Genomic DNA, 22,030 nt, shown 5'->3' with positions numbered 1-22,030 from the left:
CGGCTAACCGGGTGGCGGCTCGTTGACCGGCGCGCCCTCCGGCGCCTGGGCCGGTGGCGGCGCACCGGCGTCGCCCGGTGGCGGCGCCTGGGTGGGCTGGGTTGCCGAAGGCGCCTGGCTTGCCGGGGAGGAGGGCGCGCGGGTGGGCGTCACCACCGGCTGTTGGTTGGGCAGGTGCTGGTCGCCCTGCGGGGTGGGCGGCGTCTGCTGCTGAGGTTGCGGCGCCGACGGCTGCTGGGCCGGCAGCTGCACCGGAATCTGCGGCAGGGTGAGCCGCTCCTGCGGGATGTCGGGCGGCGGGACCGGCGCCTGACCATTGATCAGCAATGGCCCCTTGGCGCTGTTCAGCAGCGTGGCCCAGCCCCCGTTGCCCAGTGTCGCGCCGATGCTGCACGCGACCTCGCGGCTGCCCGCCGACCAACTCGGCAGCGAGATGGTCGGGTAGATCAATGTCAGAGTGGTGGTGCGCAACTTGATCGGCGCGAGGTACGCGTCGGTCATCTTCGTGCAGGCGTCCTTGATGAAACCGTCCTGCTCGGCTTCCGGCGGCAGGGCGTTCGGGTACTTCTCGGCCAGGTTGACCGTCCCGGTGACCTCCATGGCGTGCGGGGCCGAACAGTCCACCGGCACGTCGACCGGCTGATTGGTGGTCGGATCGATGCCCAGGCAGGTGCCCGCCGGCCAGACCTTCGACTGGTCGATGTCGGCGATCTTGCCCTTGAAGGCGACCTGTTCGTTGTTGGGGCCGGGCAGTTGCAGGCCGCAGAGCATGCGGCGCTCGCCGTTCTGCTTCCACGCCCGGTCACCCGACCACAGCATGCTGACGGTGAATTTGCTGTTGGGGTCGAACTTCGGACCCAGGTAGCGGCGCACGGCCGGGTCGCACTGTTCGGCGTTGATCTGCTGGATGCGGGCGGGCGACGGGGGCGCGGCGCTGGGGCCGTACTCCGAGCCGGGGAAGGTGCGCATGTCGACGGACTCGGCGACCTCGAAGCGGTGGTCGTCGGCGCAATTGACGATGCTGGCCGACTCCGGCGTGCCGTCCGGCCAATTCAGGCAGTCGCCGCTGGTGGCGCGGGCGAACGCGGCGTTGCCCTTGGATCCGGTGCTGGGTATCGGGTTGCTGTCGATGAAACCGGCCAGCCGTCCGGGCCCGGTACCCACGGCGGGCAGTGCGGTCACCAGACCGGCGATCAGCAGAGCACCCAGAGCGGTGAGCAGCAGTCCGCGCCGGGTCGCAGATGCCTGCAGAGAGCGGGGCCAGCGGAAGCCCTCCGACGGCTCCGACGGCTCCGGGGGTTCGGTCGCGTCGGGCGCCTGAAGTTCCTCGGCAGCCGAAAGCTCCGCCGCATCGCCGGGGGCGTCGTCAGGCAGCGGTTCTTTCTCGGGCGCGTCCAACATCGGGTCCATTCTGACAGGGCCGACTGTGAGAGGTGAAAATCGTTGCGCATGTGAGATCGGGCAGAAACCCGGGAAGTAGTCTTGCGGCCGTGATCGACCTCAAGCTCCTCCGGGAGGAGCCCGACGCCGTACGACGCTCGCAACTCAGCCGCGGTGAGGACCCGGCCCTGGTAGACGCGTTATTGAGCGCCGACACGGCACGCCGCCAGGCCATCTCGGCCGCTGATTCGCTGCGTGCCGAACAGAAGGCCGCGAGCAAGAACGTGGGAAAGGCGTCCCCGCAGGAACGCCCCGCGCTGTTGCAGCTCGCCAAGGATCTCGCCGAGCAGGTAAAGGCCGCCGAGGCGGAGCAGGCGGCGGCCGAAGCGGCGTTCACCGCCGCCCACATGGCGATCTCCAACGTCATCATCGACGGGGTCCCGGCCGGGGGAGAGGACGACTACGCCGTCCTGGACGTGGTCGGTGAGCCGCCCGCGCTGGCCGAGCCGAAGGACCACCTGGAGCTCGGTGAATCGCTGGGCTTGATCGACATGCAACGCGGCGCCAAGGTGTCGGGGTCCCGGTTCTACTTTCTGACCGGACGCGGCGCGCTGTTGCAGTTGGGTCTGCTGCAACTGGCGCTGAAGGTGGCCGTCGAGAACGGGTTCATCCCGATGATCCCGCCGGTGCTGGTGCGTCCGGAGGTGATGGCGGGGACCGGGTTCCTGGGCGCCCACGCCGACGAGGTGTACCGGCTCGAGGCCGACGATCTCTACCTGGTGGGAACCTCCGAGGTGCCGCTGGCCGGCTACCACTCTGGGGAAATCCTGGACCTGGCCGACGGTCCGCTGCGGTACGCCGGTTGGTCGTCGTGCTTTCGCCGCGAGGCGGGCAGCTACGGCAAGGACACCCGGGGCATCATCCGGGTGCACCAGTTCGACAAGGTGGAGGGCTTCGTCTACTGCCGGCCCGAGGAGGCCGAGGCCGAACACCAGCGGCTGCTGGGCTGGCAGCGCGAGATGCTGGCGCAGATCGAGGTGCCCTACCGGGTGATCGATGTGGCCGCGGGCGATCTCGGCTCGTCGGCCGCGCGCAAGTTCGACTGTGAAGCCTGGGTGCCGACCCAGGCGACGTATCGCGAGCTGACCTCGACGTCGAACTGCACCACCTTCCAGGCGCGCCGGCTGGCCACGCGCTACCGCGACGCCAACGGCAAACCGCAGACCGCGGCCACGCTCAACGGCACGCTGGGCACCACGCGTTGGCTGGTGTCGATCCTGGAGAACCACCAGCAGCCGGACGGCAGCGTGCGGGTGCCGGCGGCGCTGGTGCCCTTCGTGGGCACCGAAATACTGGAACCGGCCGGCTGAGCATTAGCAAACGGCAAATGTGGGCATTCTGTCGGAGCATTTGCTGATTGGACCGGCGACCGCGCTGCGATTCCCCGGAACCTGTGGCGGGGGGAGCACGTATGGGGCGACTGAGTCTGTGGTGGAGCCAGGCCGACCACTATGACCAGTTGAGTTCGCTCCTGGAAGCCCGGCGGATGTGCAGTCTGGCCCGGACGATCATTGCGGTCATCGCCGGCGGCCTCGTGTTCGACGCCCTAGCAACCATCTGGACACCCACCGGGCCGAAGAGCGGCGTGCAGATCGCCTGTGCCCTCGCCGCCAGCGTCGGTGCCGCAGCCGGCTCGCTGTTGTGGGCCACGCGATGGCCCAGCCGCGAGCAGGCGATCACGTTCGCGGTGGGTTCCAACGCCAGCATCGCGCTGATCGCACTCGCCCAGAGCGATCCCATCGTGGCCATGTTCACCTGCACGACGTTTGCGGCGATGGCTTTTTACATCGCGCTCTTCCATACACCGCTGCTGATGGCTTACAACTTCGCAGTGGCCATCGCGGTTGCCGCCCTGGCCGGAGTTCGGATAGCCGCCGCCTACAACGTCGTCGCCGCCGTGTGCGGATTGTCATTGGTGCTGCTGCTCAACCTCGCGGTGCCATTCGGAATACAGGCGGTGGTGCACGTCCTCGGCGCCGACGCAGTGCGCGCGGAGCGAGACCAGCTGACGGGGTTGCTCAACCGGCGCGCCTTTCACCGCCGCGTGAAGGCCCGCCTCGCGCAGGAACGCGAGCAGCGCCTGCACCTCGTCGTGGCAATGATCGACCTGGACCGCTTCAAACTGCTCAACGACCAACACGGTCATCACGCCGGTGACACGGCGCTGATAGCGGTGGCGCGCGCACTCCGCGAAAGCGCCGGGGACACCGCACTCGTCGGACGGGCCGGTGGCGAAGAATTCGTCGTAGCCGACTATTGGCACCTTGATGAACTCGACCGCCGGGCACAGCAGCTCTGCGATGCGATTTCAGCGTTACCGTTCGGCCTGACCGCCAGTGTCGGCACCGTCTGCACCGCACCGGCGCGTCGAACCGGCAACTACGACGAACTCTTGACCGACATGATCTCGACTGCCGACGCCGCGATGTACGTCGCGAAACGCCGCGGCGGGAACCAGATCTGGCACCACGAAAACGACTACCGCAGCGATGGCGTCAGCGCGTAGTCAGCTCCCAGGTCCGTCTCTCAGGCCGCAACCTTCGGCGCCGGCACGGCAGCCGCCCGCTCGTGCCGGTGCTGACGCTCGATGGTGGCGAAGTAGAACGCGAACGCGAACGCGAAGCTGGTGAACAGGCTGCTGACGAAGAACAGCCACGGCCGCTTGAAGCCGCGTCGGTAGCCGTCGGTGATGGAGAACAGCGGCAGCAGAATGACATTCGCGATCGTGTAGTCCTGGCTGGCCGAACCGGCGGCCGGGTTGGTGAACATCAGCTGGATGTACTGCGTCCAGCTACCCGGACCCCAGAGCGGGTTGTGTACGCCCATGTGGGCGTACTCCTGCACGAAGCGGATGTTGAAGTACCAGCCCAGCGCGATCGAGGCGATGCCGACGACGTAGTACACGATTTCGAGGGGCGAGAACAGCGGACCGACGGCCGGCCGCGCATAGACCTGCCGGTTGGACGAGACGATCCAGAAGATGACGGCGATGCCGAGGACGGCGTGGGCGATGAGAGACACCATGGGCGCAGTCTCACCCGGCCGGCGAAGTTTTGTCAATATTGTCATAACTAATTGCTGAGTTGCTGCGGTACCTTACTGCCATGGTCAGGCCCGCTCAGACGGCGCGGAGCGAGCGCACGCGCGAGGCGCTGCGCCAGGCGGCGGTGGTGCGGTTTCTGGCCCAGGGCGTCGAGGACACGTCGGCCGAACAGATCGCCGCCGACGCCGGGGTCTCGTTGCGGACCTTCTACCGGCACTTCAGCTCCAAGCACGATCTGCTGTTCGCCGACTACACCGGTCTGAACTGGTTCCGGGCCGCGCTGGACGCCCGCCCGGTCGACGAGGCGGTGATCGACTCGGTGCAGGCGGCGGTGTTCGCTTTCCCGTACGACGTCGAGGCCGTCACCAAGATCGCCACGTTGCGCGGCGGCGAACTGGATCCCGGCCGGATCGTCCGGCACATCCGCGACGTCCAGGCCGACCTCGCCGAGTCCATCCAGGCGCAGCTGCTGCGTCGCGGTTGCACCAATGGCCGGCCGGGTGATGCGGGGTTGCGCAGCGTGGTGATCGCGCGGTGCATTGCAGCGGCCATCTTCGGGGCGATGGAGGCGTGGATGCTGGGCGGCGACCGGTCGCTGAGCGAACTCGCCAGGATGAGCCATGTGGCGCTGGAAACGCTGCGGACCGGTCTCAGCGATACCTGGACCACCTGGGCGACCGGCCAAGTTTCGTCATAATTGACAAAACTTCGGCTGCGTGCCAGCCTCCCACTCAGGAGGTCGGCATGTCTGAAACTGGGAACGAGTACGACGCGATCGTCATCGGCGCGGGCCACAACGGTTTGACCGCGGCGGTGATGCTGCAACGGGCGGGTCTGCGCACCGTGTGTCTGGACGGGAAGCTTTACGCGGGTGGCATGGCCTCCACCGTGGAATTGTTCGACGGCTACCACTTCGAAATCGCCGGGTCGGTGCAGTTCCCGACGTCGGGGGAGGTCATCAGCGAACTCGGCCTGGACACGTTGCCGACGGTGGACCTGGAAGTGATGTCGGTAGCGCTGCGCGGTGTCGGCGACGATCCGCTCGTCCAGTACAGCGACCCGATGAAGATGTTCGCCCACCTCAACGAGGTGCACGGCGCCGACGCGGTGGCCGGCATGGGCGGTCTGCTGATGTGGGCCCAGGCGCCCACCCGTGCGCTCGGCCGCTTCGAGGCGGGCACGCTGCCCAAGACCTTCGACGAGATGTATGCCTGCGCGACAAACGAATTCGAGCGCTCCGCGATCGACGACATGCTGTTCGGCTCCGTCACCGACGTGCTGGACCGCTACTTCCCCGACCGCGAGAAGCACGGCGCGATCCGGGGTTCGATGACGGTGCTGGCGGTCAACACCCTCTACCGCGGGCCCTCCACCCCGGGCAGCGCGGCGGCGCTCGCCTTCGGGCTCGGCATCCCCGAGGGCGACTTCGTCCAGATGAAGAAGCTGCGCGGGGGCATCGGCGCGCTGACGGCGCACCTGGCCCAGGTCCTGGAGGACAACGGCGGCGAGGTGCGGTTGCGGTCCAAGGTCACCGAGATTCTGGTGGCGGACGGCCGGGTGACCGGGGTGCGTACCGAGGCCGGGGAAACTGTGAACGCCCCGATCGTCGTTTCCTCCGTGGCGCCCGACGTCACAGTCAACGACCTGATCGATCCGTCGGTGATGCCCGCCGAGATCCGGGAGCGTTACGGACGCATCGACCACCGGGGCAGCTACCTGCAGATGCACTTCGCGCTGGAGGAGGCCCCGCAATTCGTAGCTCCGTACGAGGCACTCAACGACCCGACCATGCAGGCGTCGATCGGCATCTTCTGTACGCCGGAAGAGGTTCAGCAGCAGTGGGAGGACTGCCGCCGCGGCATCGTGCCGGCCGACCCGACGCTGGTGCTGCAGATCCCGTCGGTGCACGACCCGGATCTCGCACCCGAGGGCAGGCACGCCGCGTCAGCCTTCGCGCTGTGGTTCCCCATCGAGGGGGGTGCCGACTACGGTCAGGCCAAAGTCGAGATGGGGCAGCGGGTCATCGACAAGATCACCCGGCTGGCACCGAATTTCGAGCGCAGCATCATCCGTCACACCACCTTCACGCCCAAGCACATGGGCGTGATGTTCGGTGCGCCGGGCGGTGACTACTGCCATGGCCTGCTGAGTTCCGACCAGATCGGGCAGAATCGACCCGGTCCGAAAGGCTATATCGGGCAACCGATTCCGGTGCACGGCCTGTATCTGGGCAGCGCCGGGTGCCACGGTGGTCCGGGCATCACGTTCACCCCGGGCTACAACGCGGGCCGTGCGGCGCTGGAAGACCGCTAGCCTTTCGTGCGCCGAGCGTACGGCCATCCGCACATTCGACACCGACCGTGCGGCTGGCCGCACATTCGCCGAGGAATCAGCCGCGCTGATCCAGCAACTCGTCCAGGCAAGCGAGGAACTCGTCGGGCCGGGCCGGGGTGAAGGCCGGCTGCGACCCGGGTATGTCGAGGGTGATCAGCGTCGATTTCAGCGGCCGGTAGAGGTCCAGCGGCAGCCAGCGCCGCAGGTCCGGGCTGCCCCAGATATTGAATCGAACCGTGAGCAGCCCGAGTGGCTCGGACTTGTATCCCCGAATTTGGTCCAAGCCGATGACTTTCGCGGTACCCGAAGGAAAGTGGTAGCGGCGCAACGTAATCGCCATCTGGTCCAGTTGCACCGCGCCGTCGTCGTAGCACAGATCCGACACGGTGCTCATGCCCGGCAACTCCGCAACTCGTGGCCGCGGGTGGTCAGGCAGCGGCCGTCCTCCAACCGCCACTGCCAGCCGTGCAGGTTGCAGGTCAGCGTATTGCCCTCGATCACACCGAATTTCGACAGGTCGGCCTTCAGGTGCGGGCATCGCCGCTGAATCTCCCAGCCGTCCAGCGTGATCGTTGCCGAATCGTCGTGGCTCTCGGCGAACCAGCCGTCGGCATAGGCGATCCGTTCATCGGTCAGGCACTTGAAGAACGTGTACAGGTATTCGTTGTAGCCACCGACGCGCCAGGCCCGGAAACGGGTCGACAAGAAGATGGTGTTGACCCAGTCCGGTTCGTTGTCACGCAAGACAGTGCGCACCAACTCCGGTGCGATCTCGAACCCGTAGCGGAACTTCTCGTCCGGAATGGCTTCCCGCACGGCTCGTTTCGGGAAGTCGAGAATCACCGTCTCCGGACCGATCACCAACTCCACCGGATAGCCGATACCGTCGCAGATCTCGTTGCTCTGCAACATGATCGGCTCGAACAGCGCCCGCAACGGCTCGAGTAGCGGTTCGCCGGCGGCGGGTGCCCAGGCGCCTTTCTCGGCGGCCAGCACCGGTGCCATGCGCTCGGCGTAGTCGGCGATGTAGTCGGCCTTGCGGGTGGTGAAGATCGCCTCCACCTCCTCGGTGGGCAGCGGGTGCTGCAGCGAGTTCAGTTGCGGGCCGGTGAAATCGGCGACGGAGCCGGGCATCATCAGCAGTCCGCGGTCGTGGCCGTGGCGACGCATCTGGTCCAGGAACACCATCTGGTCCGGGAAGATGTTGCCCGGGTCGTCGTGGTCGTCGTTGAGCCCGCGCAGATCGGGGTCCAGGAAGGCCGGGGGGCCGGCCGAAGGCACCACCCAGGTCGCTCCGACCTGCGCGATGTACTGCCGGGCCCGGTCCATGCCCCGCTGGCGCTTCTGGGTGGCGAATGCCTCCTTCGCGCGGGCCGGCATGTCGTAGACCATCGGGTACCAGATCGCACCCGAGTACTGCAGCAGGTGCACGTCGATGTGCCCGAAGTCGGCGGCCAGCACGTCCAGGTCGACCGGGCGCGCGTCGTTCATGTTGAACACCGTGGTCTCACCGTCGGAGACGACCAGCGCGGAGTCGCCGATCGGACCGTCCGCGGGCGCCCGCAAAGCGATGATCATGATGTCGAGGTCGCCCTTGGGGCCGGACAACTGGTGGCTCACCGAGTCCGTGGTCTCGAAGAATCGGTGGAATCCCAACTTCTCGAACTCGTGCCGCAGATCCGGCACCGGGAAATCGGGCAGCAGCACCACCGCGTCCTTGTTGACGTGAGCCTGCAGCAGCGCGGCGTCGAAGTGGTCCTTGTGCAGGTGCGAGACGTACAGGTAGTCACAGTCGCCCAGGGCGTCCCAGTCCAGGCCTGAATAAGCCGGCGAGTTGTCGGGAAACGGGAACCACGACCCGAAGTACGCGGGGTTCACCCAGGGGTCGCACAGGATGTTGCCCGCCCGGGTCTGGATCAGAAAGCCGGCGTGGCCGACGCTTGTTACCTGCACAAATACCTTCCCGGACCATCTCGGAGACGCCTTGAGTTTAGCTTGCGTCAGAGGTCGGGGTCTTCCCACAACCGCCGGTAGTAGTCGATGCGCAGGGGGTCGGGGTCGACGCCGTAGGCGGCGAAGAACTCCGGTTCCCAGTTGCGGCCGGGGTAGTTCCAGCCCAGCGAGAGCGTTGCTACGGCCAGGTCGGCCCATCGGTCGGCCACCCCGAGCTCGCCGAGGTCGACGTGCCCGCAATAGCGGCCGACGTCGTCGATCAGTGTGTTGGGGGCGCAGGCATCACCGTGGCAGACCACCAGCCGGTCGATCGGCGGTGGATCTCCGAGATGCGCCCGGTGCGCGGGAAGCAGCACGGGCAGCCGGCTGGCGACCGACCAGTCGAACGGACACGACACCACCGGCAGGGTGTCGTGCATTGTGCGCAACCCCACAGCGATCGCGGTGACCGCGGTGGCGGGTGCGGCCTGCCATCGCGGGTGCACCGCGGACACACCGGGCAACCCGACGGTGCGCAACCAGGCCCCGTCGTCGTCGACGCCGTAGTCGATGACGGGCGGCACCTTCAGGTACGGCGCGGCCCAACGCAACCTGTGCGCCTCACCCGTGAAATCGGGTGAATGGACACCGCCCACTTTGATGAATTCGGCGGCTGCCCGGGAGTAGCCGCCGACCCGGAAGGTGACGTCACCCAGCTCGTTGCGCCACACCGCGCGCACCGGCCGCCCGGCCGCGAGTCGGCGCACCAACCCTGGGACCGGTGGGGGCGACAACGGAAAGGACAACGCTCACCTCTCTGTCTGTGCCTTCGCCGGCGCACTAGGCTGAATTGCTGTGGAACCTGCATATGGCACTGCCATCACCCTTGCCCGAATGATCTTCCGCCTGCAGGGTCTCAAGATCACCGTGACCGGCGTGGAGAACCTGCCGACCAGCGGTGGCGCCGTGGTCGCGATCAACCACACCGGTTATCTCGACTTCACCCTGGCCGGTTTGCCGGCATACAAGCAGGGGCTCGGCCGAAAAGTGCGATTCATGGCCAAGCAGGAGGTGTTCGACCACAAGATCGCCGGGCCGCTGATGCGTTCTTTCCGGCATATTCCGGTGGATCGGGAAAGTGGTGCCGCGTCGTATGCCGCGGCGGTGGACAACCTCAGGGCCGGCGAATTGGTGGGCGTGTACCCGGAGGCGACGATCAGCCGCAGCTTCGAGATCAAGGAATTCAAGACCGGCGCCGCGCGGATGGCGGTCGAAGCCGGGGTGCCGATCGTTCCGCACGTCATCTGGGGCGCGCAGCGCATCTGGACCAAGGGCCACCCCAAGAAGATCTTCCGGCCCAAGGTGCCGATTCAGGTGATCGTCGGCGAACCGATCGAACCGACGTTGTCCACCACCGAACTGACCACTCTGTTGCACTCCCGGATGCAGCACCTGCTGATTCGTGCGCAGGAGCAGTACGGGCCGCACCCGGCCGGGGAGTTCTGGGTGCCGCGCCGCCTGGGCGGCGGTGCCCCGTCCCTGGCCGAGGCGGCCCAGATGGACGGGGACGAGGCGGCGGCCAAGGCGGCCCGCCGGGCGGAACGGACGCACCCCACCGGAGCCGCGGAGCAGTGACCGATGGCCGAGCCCATTTACCGCGCCTGCGAGATCCTGGCTCAGTTTCTGGTCCGGGCCACCGGGACGCGGATCACCTATGCGGGCGAGGAGAACATTCCGCAGCGCGGTGGCGCGGTGATAGCGATCAACCACACCAGCTACGTCGACTTCCTACCGGCCGGCCTGGCGATGCGGCGCCGGCACCGCCGGTTGCGGTTCATGATCAAGGCCGAGATGCAGCGGGTGAAGATCGTCAACTTCCTGATCAAACGGAACGGGGCGATTCCGGTGGACCGGAGCTCCGGCCACGACGCGTACGACGCCGCGGTGCAGGCGCTGCAGGACGGCGAGCTCGTCGCGGTCTATCCGGAAGCCACCATCAGCCGCAGCTTCGAACTCAAGGAATTCAAGACCGGCGCCGCGCGGATGGCGGTCGAAGCCGGCGTCCCGATCGTCCCGCTGATTGTCTGGGGCGCGCAACGCATCTGGACCAAGGGACTGCCCAGGCAGCTGGGTCGCAAGAAAGTCCCGGTGACCGTCGCGGCGGGGCCGCCGCTGCCCGCAGCGCGCGACATCACCCTGACCGACAAAGAACTTTACGAGTCGACCAACGAAGAGCTTTACGAGTCGATGACTTCGCTGTTGCATCGGGTGCAGCAGGATTATCCTCATCCAGCCGGCGAGCGATGGGTGCCCTGCCGGCTTGGCGGCGGGGCGCCAACGGTGGATGAGGCCGCGCGAATGGACGCTGAGGAGACGGCGGCGAGGGCCGCACGCCGGAAACCGCGTCAGTCACGGTAGGGAAAAAGGAGACGCAAGAGATGGCCGAGCCAGTCTTCCGGATGTTGGAGTATCTCGTTCCGTCGGCTATGGCGCTGAACGGAAACAAGATCACGTACTACGGCCTGGAGAACATCCCGACGAGCGGCGGCGCCATCATCGCGCTCAATCACACCAGCTATGTGGACTGGATTCCCGCGTCACTCGCCGCGAAGGAACGCAAGCGCCGGTTGCGGTTCATGATCAAGGCGGAAATGCAGGAGGTGAAAGCGGTCAACTACATCATCAAGCACATCCAGCTGATCCCCGTTGACCGCAGCATGGGTGCCGATGCCTACGGGGTGGCGGTGCAGCGGTTGCGGGAAGGCGAACTCGTCGGGGTGCACCCGGAGGCGACCATCAGCCGCAGCTTCGAACTCAGAGAATTCAAGACCGGCGCGGCGCGGATGGCGGTCGAGGCGCAGGTGCCGATCATTCCGATGATTGTCTGGGGGGCCCACCGGATCTGGCCCAAAGACCAGCCTAAGAAACTTGTCCGAAGCAAGGTCCCCATCACGGCGGCAATCGGGCCGCCGCTGGCCCCCGGAGGCGATCACGACGCGCTCAACGCCACACTGCGGCAGGCGATGCAGGCGATGCTCTACTGGGCGCAGGAGAACTACCCGCATCCGGAGGGCGAGCCCTGGGTGCCGCGCCGGCTGGGCGGCAGCGCGCCGACGCCGGACGAGTCCAAGGAATTCCGTATCGCCGAATTGGCCGAGCGAGCCCGAAAGCGCGCGCTGTACGACGAGGCGGCGAAGAAACGACCGAAGGCGGGCCGCACTGACGACTCCGGCCGGTCGTAAGCACGCCTCGGCCCAGGGACCCGATGCCTGAGCCGACGTCGACACGCATCTCGTTGCTGAATCAACCTGCGCTCATCGGGTGCGACGTCGACGGCACCCTGCTCAACGACGAAGAAAAGCTCAGCGCGCGCACGCGCGCGGCGGTCCAGGCCGCGGTCGCGGGAGGCACCCACTTCGTGCTGGCCACCGGGCGTCCACCGCGCTGGATCAGGCCGGTTGTGGAAGCCCTCGGGTTCGCGCCGATGGCGGTTTGCGCGAACGGTGCCGTCATCTACGATCCCGAAAACGACAAGGTGCTGTCGGCGCAGACGCTGTCCATCGACACCCTGGCGGCGCTGGCTGATATCGCGCGGCGAGTCATCCCCGGAGTGGGCCTGGCGGTCGAGCGGATCGGCGAGCGTGCCCACGACACCGCGACCCCGCAGTTCATCAGCTCGCCCGGTTATGAGCACGCGTGGTTGAACCCGGACAACACCGAGGTGTCGATCGACGACTTGCTCAGTGCGCCGGCGATCAAGTTGCTGATCCGCAAGGCCGGCGCGCTGAGTGCGGACATGGCTGCGGCGTTGGCCGGACATATCGGTACGGAAGGCGATCTCACCTACTCCACCAACAACGGCCTGCTGGAGATCCTGCCGAGGGGCATCAGCAAGGCCACCGGCCTGCGCGAAGTCGCGGAACCGCTCGGCATTCTCGAGTCGGAGGTGATCGCATTCGGCGACATGCCCAACGATGTGCCGATGCTGATGCAGGCCGGGCTGGGCGTGGCAATGGGTAATGCGCACCCGGACGCGGTGGCCGCTGCCGATGAAGTCACGACGCCGAACAGCCAGGACGGTGTGGCGCGCGTGCTGGAGCGTTGGTGGTCTTAGTCGTGGGGGCCGCGACGATGTGGGACACTGCCCGCGTGTTCAGGAATGCGGGCCACGGTGGCAGGGGACCGGAGGGGACCTGATGGATTCCGAAACAGACCCGCCCGAGGAGGGTGGGACCGAGGACACCAAGCCCGAGGACACCAAGCCCGAGGAGGCCAAGCCCGAGCCGGGCGAATCGGCTCAGGATCGTCCGCGCCGGAGTTCGTTGGGTGCGAACCGTCCGTTCAAGGATGCGCCGGACAAGCCGGACGGCCCGCCTCTGCTGAAACCCCTTGGCAGCATTCAGTTCCAGGACGCGGCAACGACGAAGCCGAGGCCGCCCACCCCGGCCGAGTTGCGCGCCCGGAAGAAGCACGAAGAAAAGGAACGCGAGCTCGAAGAGGCACGGGAGGCCGCCGAGGCCAAACGCCAGAAGCAGAAGCGCATCCTGATGGGGTCCGCGGCCGCAGTCGGGGTGGTGGGTCTGGTGGCAGGCGTCGGGTACTGGTTGTTGAGGCCGGACAACGTCACCGCGCAGTGCGTTCAGGACGACCCCAACGGCCAGCCGGTGATCGTCCCCGACAGCTACTGCACCGGTCACACACCGGGCATGAACGGCTTCTTCTTCTGGGGCGGGCATTCCTACCGCTACTACTACGGCAGCTCGGGTTCGGTAGGGCAACGGCCGATCGGCGGATCGACGAGCATCCCGAAGGGCGCGAACGTCACGACGAAATCCGGCACCAGCATCCAGCGGGGTGGCATCGGGGGCAGTGGCGGCAAAGGCGGCGGGGGCGGCGGCTCGTGAAACGCGCCAGGTCTCAGCCGCGGCCGAACTGGCAGTCGATCGTCGAATCACAGGGGCTCGTTTACGGGACACCGGCACGCGACGCCCGCGGCGCCGACCGGCCGTACTGGGACGAGTCGGTCTATTACGAGTTCGAGATGGACGAGATCCTGGCGTTGGAAGCCGACGTCGAGCTGCTGCACTCGATGTGCCTGAATGCCGTCGAGCAAGTGGTCCTGATGGAGCGGTACGCGGATTTCGGTCTGCCGGAATGGGTTTGGCCACATGTCGCCGAATCGTGGCGTCGCTCGGATCCACACGTCTACGGCCGCTTCGACCTGCGTTATGACGGCCGGCGCCCCGCGGTGTTGCTGGAATACAACGCCGATACGCCCACCACGCTGTTGGAAGCCGCGATCCTGCAATGGTATTGGCTGAAAGACAAGTTCCCCAACGACGATCAGTGGAACTCGTTGCACGAACAGCTGGTCGAACGCTGGGGCGTGGTCCGGGATCTGTTGCCCAGCAACGAACTACACTTTTCCTGGTCCGGTGTGGAGGCCACCGGCGAGGACCAGATCACGACCACCTATCTGCAGGAGACCGCGGCCGAGGCCGGTTTTCAGACCGTCGGGCTGTTGATCGAGGACGTCGGCTGGGACTCCGCGCTGGAGCGATTCGTCGACCTGGAAGAAGACCCGATTCAGGCCATTTTCAAGTTGCACCCGTGGGAGTGGGTGCTCGACGATCAGTTCGGTAAGTATGTGGTGCAGACGCTTCCGCAGACCATGTGGATCGAACCGTTGTGGAAGACGTTGCTATCCAACAAGTCGATCCTGGCCGTGCTGTGGGAGATGTATCCGGGGCACCCGAATTTGTTGCCCGCTTATCTCGACGACCCGCACGAACTCACCGAGTATGTGCGCAAGCCGAAGCTCGGACGCGAAGGCGCGAACGTGACCGTCGTCGGCGCCGGCATGGAGACCGCCACGGGTGGCTTCTACGGCGAAGAGGGATTCGTCTATCAGTTGTTGGACCCGTTGCCTGAATTCGACGGCATGCGACCGGCTTTGGGGGCCTGGGTGGTCGGCGACACCGCTGCGGGTCTGGGCATCCGCGAGACTGCCGGGCTCATCACCGATGATGGCGCGGCGTTCGTTCCACACCGAATTCCATTGAGATGAAACTGCTATGAACGGAGCTGATCTTCGATGACGACGACGATTGTTGCGCTGCCGCATTCGGATTACTGGAGCTGGTTGGGACGAGGCGCCGGCGCCATCGTGCTCTACTCGATCCTCGGTCTCGTGCTGATGATCGTCGGCTTCTACGCCATTGATCTGACCACGCCGGGCCCACTGCGCAAGATGGTCAACGCGGGCAAGCCGAACGCCATCCTGGTGGCCGCGGCCGGCATGGTCAGCATGGCTTTCATTGTGGTCATTGCGATTTACTCGTCGTCGGGCAACTTGCGGGAGGGGCTGCTGGCGTCGGCGGTCTTCGGCTTGGTCGGTATCGCCTCGCAGGTGGTGATGATGCGGGTCGCGACCGTGGTGATCGGCATCGACATGGACACGTTGTTCCACTCGGACGAATTCAGCTACGACGCTTTGATGGTGGCTGCGGCGCAGTTCGCGCTCGGGATCGTGGTGTCGGTCGCGATTCTCTGAGGGGGGCCCCGGTGCCGCACCGGCACCGATGGCCAGTCACAGCAGTCACTTTCGCCCCTGAAAGTCGAGGCGCACGTGCCTGACGAACGTGATATCGCCGGTGATAGCACGTTCTAGCGGGTGTCATGCCCCGGCTGGCGGTGAGCGCGGGGAGCTAGGCCGCGGGTCTGATCGCCAGGGCGAGTTGCTGGGGGGTGTAGTTCACCAGCAAGGGGATCAGTCCCGAGAACGGAGTCCCGAAGATTGTCACCGGTAATGAGATTGCCGGCGTCAGAACCGACTGGGGCACGTTGATGGTCGCGGTGGCCGGATGGGGAGGAACCAGGAGCCCGTCGGAGGGCAGGTGCAGAACGATGGCGACGTTGGTGGGAAGGAAGTTCGGGTCCAGACCCGTCGGCACATTGATCGTCGTGTCGATCGGGAGATTGCCGTTGAGGAATCCGTTCAACGCGACTGCCGGCGCATCGAACAGCGTGCCGGCCGCCCCGAAGTAGTTCCCGGCCCCGATCTGCTGCCCGAACGTCTCGGCGCTGGCCGCAATCGCATTCAGGGTCGCCAGCGGAGCGCCGGCGGCGGCATAGGTAGCCACCAGCGGCAGCCCGAAGAAGGCTTGGAGTGATCCAGTCTGTGTAGTGAGATGCAGGTCGGCCTGCGCCCGGATGCTCGGAACCGTAAGCGTGTTAAGCACATTGGTGAAGTTCTGCGCCATTTGGCGCGGAATGGACGGCGGTATCAAATTGGTGAAATATTGCGACTCTTGTCCGGGGATGTTCATGATCGTGAAGAAATCTCCCAGCGGACCGAGCAGCGTCGGACTCACGGTGGCGGTCACAGACAGGGTTGGAATATCCACGTTGATGGTCACCGGTCCGGGATTGACTCCGGTGACCAGCAGGCCCAGCGTCGCTCTGCCGAACTCGGCGACCGCGCCCGTGTAGTTGCCCGTCATCAACGTTTGGGCGGCCTGTTGAACCCCCGATATGAACTGCGGCAGCCCGGTGACCAACCCGTTGATCCCGTTCACCGCGGACGTCACAAACGTCTGGGCGAAGCCGATTTGGGTTGTGATGAACTGCTGCGCAAAGGCGGCGGGGTTGAAGGTGGCGAGCTGCTGGATAGCCGCTTCGATCGCCGCCGGCAGGTTCGGCAAGTTGGCCGGGATGTTCGCGATAGCAGTGGCAATCTGCTGTGCGTAGCCCACTTGGTTGGCCAGGAACTGGCGGAAGAACGGCAACGGGTTCGCGGCCCAGGCGCTGCCGAGGGCTTGCAGGTTGGTGGCCGTGTTGGTGATGAGCTGTCCGTAAGCGCCACCCGGAACCGTCGTCGCAGCGCTCGCGAGAACCGTTCCAGCATTGGCGATTTCGGCACTCGCGTACGCCGCTGCGCCGCTGTTCAGCAGGCGCACGAAGTCGGCGTGATACGAGGACACCTGGGCGCTGACGGCCTGAAACTCCTGACCGAAGCTGCCGAACATCCCCGCGACCGCGGCCGACACCTCGTCTGCGGCGGCAGCCGCGATGCCGGTGGTGGGGGCCGATGCGGCCGTCGTCGCCTGCTGCATGGACGAACCGATACTCGCCAGATCCTCGGCGGCAGCCGTGACCCAATCTGGCATCGTGACCAAATACGACGTTGTGGCCAAGTACGACACTGCCGAATCCCCTCGAACGACTTCCCCGCCGATTCGAGCGTAATCCCAGGTGGAGCGCGAGCGCCGGAGATTCGCCGAACTCAGCGGCAAGTCAGCCGCACCGGCACCGATACCGGACCGCGCAGCGACGGCGTGATGCTCCACCTGACCGGCCCGGCCAGTTCCAGCCCGTCCAATTCGTCCAGCAGGCAATCGATGGCCGTGGCCGCTTCGAGCCGGGCCAGATGAGCTCCCAGGCAGAAGTGCAGTCCGTGCCCGAACGCCAGGTGTCCGGTGGTGTTGCGCCGGATGTCGAAGCGGTCCGGGTCGCCGAATTTGGCGGGATCCCGGTTGGCCGCTCCGTAGAAGAGCAAAGCCCTTGCGCCCTTGGGGATTACCGTGTCGCCGATCTCGTAGTCGGCGGTAGCCGTCCGGGTTACCCACTGCACCGGCGAACCCCACCGCGCCGTCTCTTCGACCGCGGCATACAGGCGGCTGCGGTCCGCCTTCAGTTCGGCGAACAACTCGGGATCCTCGGCGAGCCTGATGAGCAGCATCCCGAGCAGGTTCGTGGTCGTCTCGTTTCCGGCCACCAGCAGGACGAGCACATAGAGGAACGCCTCGTTGTCGGAAAGTTCCCCGACGGCCACGGCCGCCTGCAGGCGCGTCAGTAGGTCGTCGGCGGGTTGCGTTGCACGCGTGCGCATTTCGGCGTCGGAGAAACTACGCAGCCGCAGGTAGGCCTGCATCGCCGAGCCCATCATGCGCACGATCTGCGGCAGCGACCGCGGGGCGAATATCTGCGCGAACTTCTCCGACACCGCCCGGAACCCCGGCCATTGTTCCCGCGGAATACCCAGGATGTTGGCGATGACGTTGATGGGCATCGGGATGGTCAGCGCCGGAACGAGATCGACGACGTCGCCGCGCTTGAGCCCGGTGACCGCCTCGTCGGCCAGCGCGCGGATGTCCGTCGTCCACTCCTGGACGGCGCGCTTGGTGAACAGTGGCGCCACGATATGGCGCAGCCGAGTGTGATCCGGCGGGTCGGTGAAGACCACCATGTTCGCCACGAACGACCGCAGGGTGATGCCGTCGCGCGAGGTGAAGGTGGCGTTGTCGCGGACGGCGGAGTGGACATCGTCGTAGCGGCCGACCATCCAGACGCCGAGACGTTCGTTGATCACCACGGGGTGTTCCCGAATCCGTCGATAGTCGGGATACGGGTCGGCGATGTTGCGGATGAGCGTGGGGTCGAACGTCGTACGCGGCACCGACGCCGGCGCGGTGTGCGGATGCGGGCGGCGCAGGTCGCGGTAACCGCCGACGGCCACCGGCCGCCAGAGGTCGGTGACCGAGCGGCGTGCCGCCGAGGCGAGCGCCCGGGGCGGCGGCCTGAGCAGATCAGTCGTCACTCCGATGACGCTAGGCCGCGGACGACGTCGCGAGAATGGTCGTTTCAGACACAGATTTGATATTTTCGGACAATGCCCGGTGCTGCCTCTCCCATCTGGGACGTGGCGTTGTCGTCGGCCACGGGCCGGCACCTGCTGGAGACCGGACGTCGGCACGGGCTTGACCCCGCCACGTGCCTGACCGGAACGGGCCTGACGTACGACGACCTGGCCGATCCGGCGACGGAGGTCTACGCCAGTCAAGAGCTGACCATGATCCGCAACGTGATCGGCCGACTCGGCGACCAGGCCGGGCTCGGCATGGAGACCGGCATGCAGTACAACCTCGCCGACACCGGCATCTTCGGCTACGCGTTGATGGCCAGCCCCACCTTTGGTGACGCCATCGACGTCGCCTGCCGCTACGCCGCTCTGACCGATACCTACTTGAGCCTGGTCGCGGAGGTCACCAGCAGCGAAGCCGTGATCGAATTCCGCGACAACCGGATCCCGCGCGATGTCCGGAGATTCGTGATGGAACGCGATTTCGCGATCATGCTGCGGTTGTTGCCATTGCTGCTGGGCGCCAACCACCCGGGCGTCACGCTGCGGATGGAACTTGCGGATATGCAATTGCCAACGCAGACAGTCGAACTGGGCGGTGTGACGGTCCACGTCGAATACACCTCGCAAAATGCACTGGTCATCCCGGCCGACCTGGTCAGCCGGCCCATGCCCGCGGCCGACCCGCAGACGGCGGCGATCTGCATCCGCCAGTGCGAGGAGCTGCTGAACCGGCGACGCACCCGGCGGGGCTTCTCGGCGACCGTCCGGACCAGGCTGATCCAGGATTCCGCGGCGATTCCGTCGATGGCGACGGTCGCCAAAGAGCTGTGCATCACCGAGCGCACCCTGCACCGCCGGCTGGCCGGCGAGGGCACCAGCTATCGCGCGCTGCTCGACGAGGTGCGCGCCGCACTGGCCGGCGAGCTGTTGAAGTCCGGACTCACCGTCGAGGAGACCGCACAGCGGCTCGGCTACTCCGAGACGGCCGCCTTCACCCGCGCCCACATCCGCTGGAACGGGCATCCGCCCAGCCGGCGCCGATGACTTAAGCCTCTGCCCGGCGGCGGCTGCTGTAACTAGCCTCAGCATCCATGGGGAACCGGAAGCCGCTGCTGGGCGGGCTGATGGCGGCGGGCGGCATAGCGGGCTTGTACAACTGGATGGGACGACCGGTGATGTACAACTGGGGCGCCACCGATGAGGAAGTCAATGCCGAACTGCCCGGCGACGAACTGGTCCAGCCCGGGGCGGTGCGCACCACTCGCGGGATCACGGTGGCCGCTCCGCCGGCGGCGATTTGGCCGTGGCTGGCGCAGATCGGCGAGGACCGCGGTGGCTTCTACAGCTACGACTGGCTGGAACGCCTGATTGGCACCAGCATCCACAACGCCGACACCGTCCATCCGGAGTGGCAACGGTTGAACGTCGGCGACGTTGTGTGGCTGGCCCGCCGGTACGGCCGCAATGGGAGCCAAGTGGTTGCGGCGGTGGAGCCCGAGTCGCATCTGGTGTTGATGTCGCGCGCGGACTTCGAACGGGTGCAGCGCGGCGAAAAAGCCATCGCGTCCTGGGCGTTCTACCTGCGACCGCAGAACGGCACGACCCGGCTGCTAGCGCGTGGCACCGGGGGCGTGGCCGGAATGGCCTTCTTCGACATTCCGCACTTCGTGATGGAACGCGGCATGCTCCGCGGACTCCGCAAGCGTGCCACTGTCGTACGCTGACACCCTGTCCCGCAACGTCTTTGGCGCGACAGTACCGGCAATCAGCGAAGCGCCGTCGATGGTCCGTGGCTGGTAGGCGAGCGCGGCCAGCCGTTCGGACATGACGGCCACCGGGTCTGCGACGGCATCCGAAAGACCGGACAGGAATGCCCACTCGTGCTCGTCACTGCCGAAATAGACCACGGTGTCGAATGTTTCGCGGAATCGGTGCCATGACGACAGCAGGGTTGCATTGCGCCACAGCGTCGGGCAGCCCGCCTGGTCGACCACCACGCGCCCGATTCCACGGCACTTCCGCAGGAACTCACTTTCGTACAGGCGGTTGTGCTGCGCGGGTTCCGAGCGCTCGTCGGGCAGGTCCACGATCACGATGTCGTATGACGACGTGGACCGGTCCACGAAGTCCCATCCGTCCCGGTAGTGCATGGTGATGGGGCCGAGTCCCTTTTCGGCCCTGCGCAATTCGTCCGGGGAGTAGCCGTAGGGCAGGTGTTCGGCGCACAACCGCACCGCGTCGCGGTCGATGTCGACGTGATCGACGTGGGTGGCGCCGGCGGCGACCGCGAGCTGACTCACCACGCCCTCCCCGGATCCGACGATCAGCACCCGCTCGACGCGGCCGGCCAGCAACAGGGCGGGCACCAGCAGCGCCTCGTGGTAGACCAGCTGGCTGAACTCCGTGCTCTGGCGTTCGCCGTCGCTGAACAGCGCCACTCCCTGCTCGGTGCGACCGATCACCAGTTCCTGGTAGCCGGTGCGCACATCACAGAGCACCTCGGACAGCGTCCAATTTCGGGTGAGTCCCGGTGCCAGCGGTTCGACGATGGTCCGAGCAAGCCCGCACGGACCGAAAACGGTTGGCAGCGGCGGGAATCCGTTGAACTGCACCGACGCATAACTCCCGGTGTAAGCGCCGGTGTCGCAGATCTCGACCTGGTCGCCCGGGCGCAGCGTGACCGGCAGCGGATAGCGCTGGTACAGCACGTCATCGCCGTCGCATGTCGGGCCCGCCAGCACGGCGTCGGCCACGGCATCATCGTCGCGTGGGGTTCGCAGGCGGTAGCGGATGTACTCGTTCTCGGTTTCGGCGAGGCCGCTGTAGCGGCCGACGTCGAGGTACACCCAGCGCCGGCCGTCGGTCCCGGTGCGCACCGACACCACCTCGCAGGCGATGGTGCCGGCGGACCCGACGACCACGCGTCCCGGCTCGAACGCCAACCGTGGTGTCTGCGAGCCGAAATGCCGGCCCAGGGCCGACGCGATGAGATCGGCGATCACCTCGAGGTCCGGTGCCACGCCGGCGTACGGGAGCGGGAAGCCGCCACCGGCGTTGAGCGTGGTGAGCCCGTCAACCGTATCGAACACCGAAGCGGTAGAGGCGATCCCGAGTTCCCATGCGGCGGCGTCGAGTTGCTGTGAGCCGACGTGGAAGCTGACGCCCGCGGCGACCAGGCCCGACGACCGGGCGCGGTTAAGCAGTTCGGCGGCGTGTGCGGGGGCGCAGCCGAACTTGTGACCGAACGGAGTAACCGACGACGGAAACGCCGGAGCGATACGGCATTCCACCCGGGACCCGGGCGCATGCTCGGCCAGCACGGCCAGGTCGTGCTCGGTGTCGAAGGTGAACACGCGCACCCCGCGCGCGTAGGCCGCCGCGACCGCGGCCGGTTTCTTGATGGTGTTGCCGAAGGCCAGCCGGGCACCGTCGACACCCGCGGCGATACAGGCGTCGACCTCGCCCACCGAGGCGACGTCGAAAGCCGATTCCTCGGCGGCGAGCAGTCGAAGGATGGGCTCGGCGGGGTTCGCCTTGACCGCATATCGAATGTCGGCTTGCGGCAACACCGACCGCAGCGCCTGGAAATTGCTGCGCACCCGGTCGAGATCGATCCTCAGATAGGGCGTTTGCGGCAC

The 22,030-nt window shown here is 66.5% G+C and carries 21 protein-coding genes; 13 read left to right on the top strand and 8 right to left on the bottom strand.

Going from position 1 to position 22,030, the window contains the following annotated elements:
• Positions 1 to 3: 3 nt before the first annotated feature.
• On the bottom strand, positions 4 to 1,401 hold the full coding sequence (locus tag C0J29_RS29775) for a septum formation family protein (RefSeq protein WP_370530893.1): 1,398 nt from the start codon (positions 1,399 to 1,401) through the stop codon (positions 4 to 6).
• 89 nt (positions 1,402 to 1,490) lie between these two features.
• On the opposite strand from C0J29_RS29775, the gene serS reads away from it, so the two are divergent.
• Together serS and C0J29_RS29765 are read left to right on the top strand one after the other, a co-directional pair.
• Positions 1,491 to 2,750 carry a serine--tRNA ligase gene (gene serS / locus C0J29_RS29770; protein WP_065049143.1) on the top strand — a complete coding sequence of 420 codons (1,260 nt, stop codon included), beginning with the start codon at positions 1,491 to 1,493 and terminating at the stop codon, positions 2,748 to 2,750.
• Positions 2,751 to 2,851: 101 nt separating this feature from the next.
• On the top strand, positions 2,852 to 3,946 hold the full coding sequence (locus tag C0J29_RS29765; protein WP_065049145.1) for a GGDEF domain-containing protein: 1,095 nt from the start codon (positions 2,852 to 2,854) through the stop codon (positions 3,944 to 3,946).
• 20 nt (positions 3,947 to 3,966) lie between these two features.
• Here C0J29_RS29765 and C0J29_RS29760 read toward each other — a convergent pair whose 3' ends face one another.
• Positions 3,967 to 4,464, bottom strand: a complete 498-nt coding sequence (locus tag C0J29_RS29760; protein ID WP_065049147.1) for a DUF2834 domain-containing protein — start codon at positions 4,462 to 4,464, stop codon at positions 3,967 to 3,969.
• Between the two features lie 80 nt (positions 4,465 to 4,544).
• Here C0J29_RS29760 and C0J29_RS29755 point away from each other — a divergent pair, with 80 nt between their 5' ends.
• Together C0J29_RS29755 and C0J29_RS29750 are read left to right on the top strand one after the other, a co-directional pair.
• Positions 4,545 to 5,180 (top strand): TetR/AcrR family transcriptional regulator, encoded by a 636-nt coding sequence (locus C0J29_RS29755; protein WP_065163114.1) that lies wholly within the window; start codon positions 4,545 to 4,547, stop codon positions 5,178 to 5,180.
• Between the two features lie 47 nt (positions 5,181 to 5,227).
• Positions 5,228 to 6,796 carry a phytoene desaturase family protein gene (locus C0J29_RS29750; protein ID WP_120794407.1) on the top strand — a complete coding sequence of 523 codons (1,569 nt, stop codon included), beginning with the start codon at positions 5,228 to 5,230 and terminating at the stop codon, positions 6,794 to 6,796.
• 76 nt (positions 6,797 to 6,872) lie between these two features.
• Here C0J29_RS29750 and C0J29_RS29745 read toward each other — a convergent pair whose 3' ends face one another.
• Genes C0J29_RS29745 through C0J29_RS29735 form a run of 3 tightly spaced genes read right to left on the bottom strand, consistent with a single transcriptional unit; the run spans position 6,873 to position 9,555 of the window.
• Positions 6,873 to 7,211 (bottom strand): hypothetical protein, encoded by a 339-nt coding sequence (locus tag C0J29_RS29745; protein WP_120794406.1) that lies wholly within the window; start codon positions 7,209 to 7,211, stop codon positions 6,873 to 6,875.
• Complete coding sequence (locus C0J29_RS29740; RefSeq protein WP_120794405.1) at positions 7,208 to 8,770, bottom strand: MBL fold metallo-hydrolase; 1,563 nt, start codon at positions 8,768 to 8,770, stop codon at positions 7,208 to 7,210. The genes C0J29_RS29745 and C0J29_RS29740 overlap by 4 nt, the downstream gene beginning before the upstream one ends.
• A 47-nt stretch (positions 8,771 to 8,817) precedes the next feature.
• Complete coding sequence (locus C0J29_RS29735) at positions 8,818 to 9,555, bottom strand: phosphotransferase (RefSeq protein ID WP_120794404.1); 738 nt, start codon at positions 9,553 to 9,555, stop codon at positions 8,818 to 8,820.
• A 49-nt stretch (positions 9,556 to 9,604) separates the two neighbouring features.
• Here C0J29_RS29735 and C0J29_RS29730 point away from each other — a divergent pair, with 49 nt between their 5' ends.
• The 7 genes from C0J29_RS29730 to C0J29_RS29700 all read left to right on the top strand — a co-directional run bounded on the left by C0J29_RS29730 (position 9,605) and on the right by C0J29_RS29700 (position 15,302).
• Positions 9,605 to 10,384: a lysophospholipid acyltransferase family protein gene (locus C0J29_RS29730; protein ID WP_120794403.1), complete on the top strand. Its 780-nt coding sequence runs from the start codon at positions 9,605 to 9,607 to the stop codon at positions 10,382 to 10,384.
• A 3-nt stretch (positions 10,385 to 10,387) separates the two neighbouring features.
• Positions 10,388 to 11,167 carry a lysophospholipid acyltransferase family protein gene (locus tag C0J29_RS29725; protein WP_065049159.1) on the top strand — a complete coding sequence of 260 codons (780 nt, stop codon included), beginning with the start codon at positions 10,388 to 10,390 and terminating at the stop codon, positions 11,165 to 11,167.
• Positions 11,168 to 11,187: 20 nt separating this feature from the next.
• Complete coding sequence (locus tag C0J29_RS29720) at positions 11,188 to 11,991, top strand: lysophospholipid acyltransferase family protein (protein WP_065163119.1); 804 nt, start codon at positions 11,188 to 11,190, stop codon at positions 11,989 to 11,991.
• Between the two features lie 23 nt (positions 11,992 to 12,014).
• A complete protein-coding gene (locus tag C0J29_RS29715; RefSeq protein WP_120794402.1) occupies positions 12,015 to 12,863 on the top strand; it encodes an HAD family hydrolase in 849 nt (282 codons plus the stop codon).
• Between the two features lie 82 nt (positions 12,864 to 12,945).
• Positions 12,946 to 13,653, top strand: coding sequence for a hypothetical protein (locus C0J29_RS29710; RefSeq protein ID WP_242460583.1), 708 nt, complete (start codon positions 12,946 to 12,948; stop codon positions 13,651 to 13,653).
• Positions 13,650 to 14,816 carry a glutathionylspermidine synthase family protein gene (locus C0J29_RS29705; protein ID WP_065163121.1) on the top strand — a complete coding sequence of 389 codons (1,167 nt, stop codon included), beginning with the start codon at positions 13,650 to 13,652 and terminating at the stop codon, positions 14,814 to 14,816. The genes C0J29_RS29710 and C0J29_RS29705 overlap by 4 nt, the downstream gene beginning before the upstream one ends.
• A 27-nt stretch (positions 14,817 to 14,843) precedes the next feature.
• Complete coding sequence (locus C0J29_RS29700) at positions 14,844 to 15,302, top strand: DUF350 domain-containing protein (RefSeq protein WP_120794401.1); 459 nt, start codon at positions 14,844 to 14,846, stop codon at positions 15,300 to 15,302.
• Between the two features lie 154 nt (positions 15,303 to 15,456).
• On the opposite strand, the gene C0J29_RS29695 is transcribed toward C0J29_RS29700, so the two are convergent.
• Together C0J29_RS29695 and C0J29_RS29690 are read right to left on the bottom strand one after the other, a co-directional pair.
• Positions 15,457 to 16,917, bottom strand: a complete 1,461-nt coding sequence (locus C0J29_RS29695; protein WP_120795045.1) for a PE family protein — start codon at positions 16,915 to 16,917, stop codon at positions 15,457 to 15,459.
• A gap of 116 nt (positions 16,918 to 17,033) precedes the next feature.
• Positions 17,034 to 18,347, bottom strand: coding sequence for a cytochrome P450 (locus C0J29_RS29690; RefSeq protein ID WP_120794400.1), 1,314 nt, complete (start codon positions 18,345 to 18,347; stop codon positions 17,034 to 17,036).
• A gap of 72 nt (positions 18,348 to 18,419) precedes the next feature.
• Between C0J29_RS29690 and C0J29_RS29685 the strand changes: the two genes are divergently transcribed.
• Both C0J29_RS29685 and C0J29_RS29680 read left to right on the top strand, forming a co-directional pair.
• Complete coding sequence (locus C0J29_RS29685) at positions 18,420 to 19,436, top strand: AraC family transcriptional regulator (RefSeq protein ID WP_120794399.1); 1,017 nt, start codon at positions 18,420 to 18,422, stop codon at positions 19,434 to 19,436.
• A gap of 47 nt (positions 19,437 to 19,483) precedes the next feature.
• Positions 19,484 to 20,116 (top strand): hypothetical protein, encoded by a 633-nt coding sequence (locus C0J29_RS29680; RefSeq protein WP_120794398.1) that lies wholly within the window; start codon positions 19,484 to 19,486, stop codon positions 20,114 to 20,116.
• Here the strand turns inward: C0J29_RS29680 and C0J29_RS34145 are convergent.
• Positions 20,003 to 22,030, bottom strand: a complete 2,028-nt coding sequence (locus C0J29_RS34145) for a spermine/spermidine synthase domain-containing protein (RefSeq protein WP_242460582.1) — start codon at positions 22,028 to 22,030, stop codon at positions 20,003 to 20,005. The two genes, C0J29_RS29680 and C0J29_RS34145, sit on opposite strands and share 114 nt — an antisense overlap.

It is taken from the genome of Mycobacterium paragordonae, from assembly GCF_003614435.1.
Lineage (GTDB): Bacteria > Actinomycetota > Actinomycetes > Mycobacteriales > Mycobacteriaceae > Mycobacterium > Mycobacterium paragordonae.
This window is presented reverse-complemented; position numbering and strand designations above follow the sequence as displayed.

Excerpts from the sequence above, each read along its gene's own strand:
- C0J29_RS29695 (WP_120795045.1), bottom strand. The coding sequence starts at position 16,917 with ATGCCAGATTGGGTCACGGCTGCCGCCGAGGATCTGGCGAGTATCGGT.
- C0J29_RS29745 (WP_120794406.1), bottom strand. The coding sequence starts at position 7,211 with ATGAGCACCGTGTCGGATCTGTGCTACGACGACGGCGCGGTGCAACTG.
- C0J29_RS29700 (WP_120794401.1), top strand. The coding sequence starts at position 14,844 with ATGACGACGACGATTGTTGCGCTGCCGCATTCGGATTACTGGAGCTGG.
- C0J29_RS29755 (WP_065163114.1), top strand. The coding sequence starts at position 4,545 with ATGGTCAGGCCCGCTCAGACGGCGCGGAGCGAGCGCACGCGCGAGGCG.
- C0J29_RS29680 (WP_120794398.1), top strand. The coding sequence starts at position 19,484 with ATGGGGAACCGGAAGCCGCTGCTGGGCGGGCTGATGGCGGCGGGCGGC.
- C0J29_RS29720 (WP_065163119.1), top strand. The coding sequence starts at position 11,188 with ATGGCCGAGCCAGTCTTCCGGATGTTGGAGTATCTCGTTCCGTCGGCT.
- C0J29_RS29775 (WP_370530893.1), bottom strand. The coding sequence starts at position 1,401 with ATGTTGGACGCGCCCGAGAAAGAACCGCTGCCTGACGACGCCCCCGGC.
- C0J29_RS29710 (WP_242460583.1), top strand. The coding sequence starts at position 12,946 with ATGGATTCCGAAACAGACCCGCCCGAGGAGGGTGGGACCGAGGACACC.
- C0J29_RS29750 (WP_120794407.1), top strand. The coding sequence starts at position 5,228 with ATGTCTGAAACTGGGAACGAGTACGACGCGATCGTCATCGGCGCGGGC.
- C0J29_RS29765 (WP_065049145.1), top strand. The coding sequence starts at position 2,852 with ATGGGGCGACTGAGTCTGTGGTGGAGCCAGGCCGACCACTATGACCAG.
- C0J29_RS29760 (WP_065049147.1), bottom strand. The coding sequence starts at position 4,464 with ATGGTGTCTCTCATCGCCCACGCCGTCCTCGGCATCGCCGTCATCTTC.
- C0J29_RS29685 (WP_120794399.1), top strand. The coding sequence starts at position 18,420 with ATGCCCGGTGCTGCCTCTCCCATCTGGGACGTGGCGTTGTCGTCGGCC.
- C0J29_RS29725 (WP_065049159.1), top strand. The coding sequence starts at position 10,388 with ATGGCCGAGCCCATTTACCGCGCCTGCGAGATCCTGGCTCAGTTTCTG.
- C0J29_RS29715 (WP_120794402.1), top strand. The coding sequence starts at position 12,015 with ATGCCTGAGCCGACGTCGACACGCATCTCGTTGCTGAATCAACCTGCG.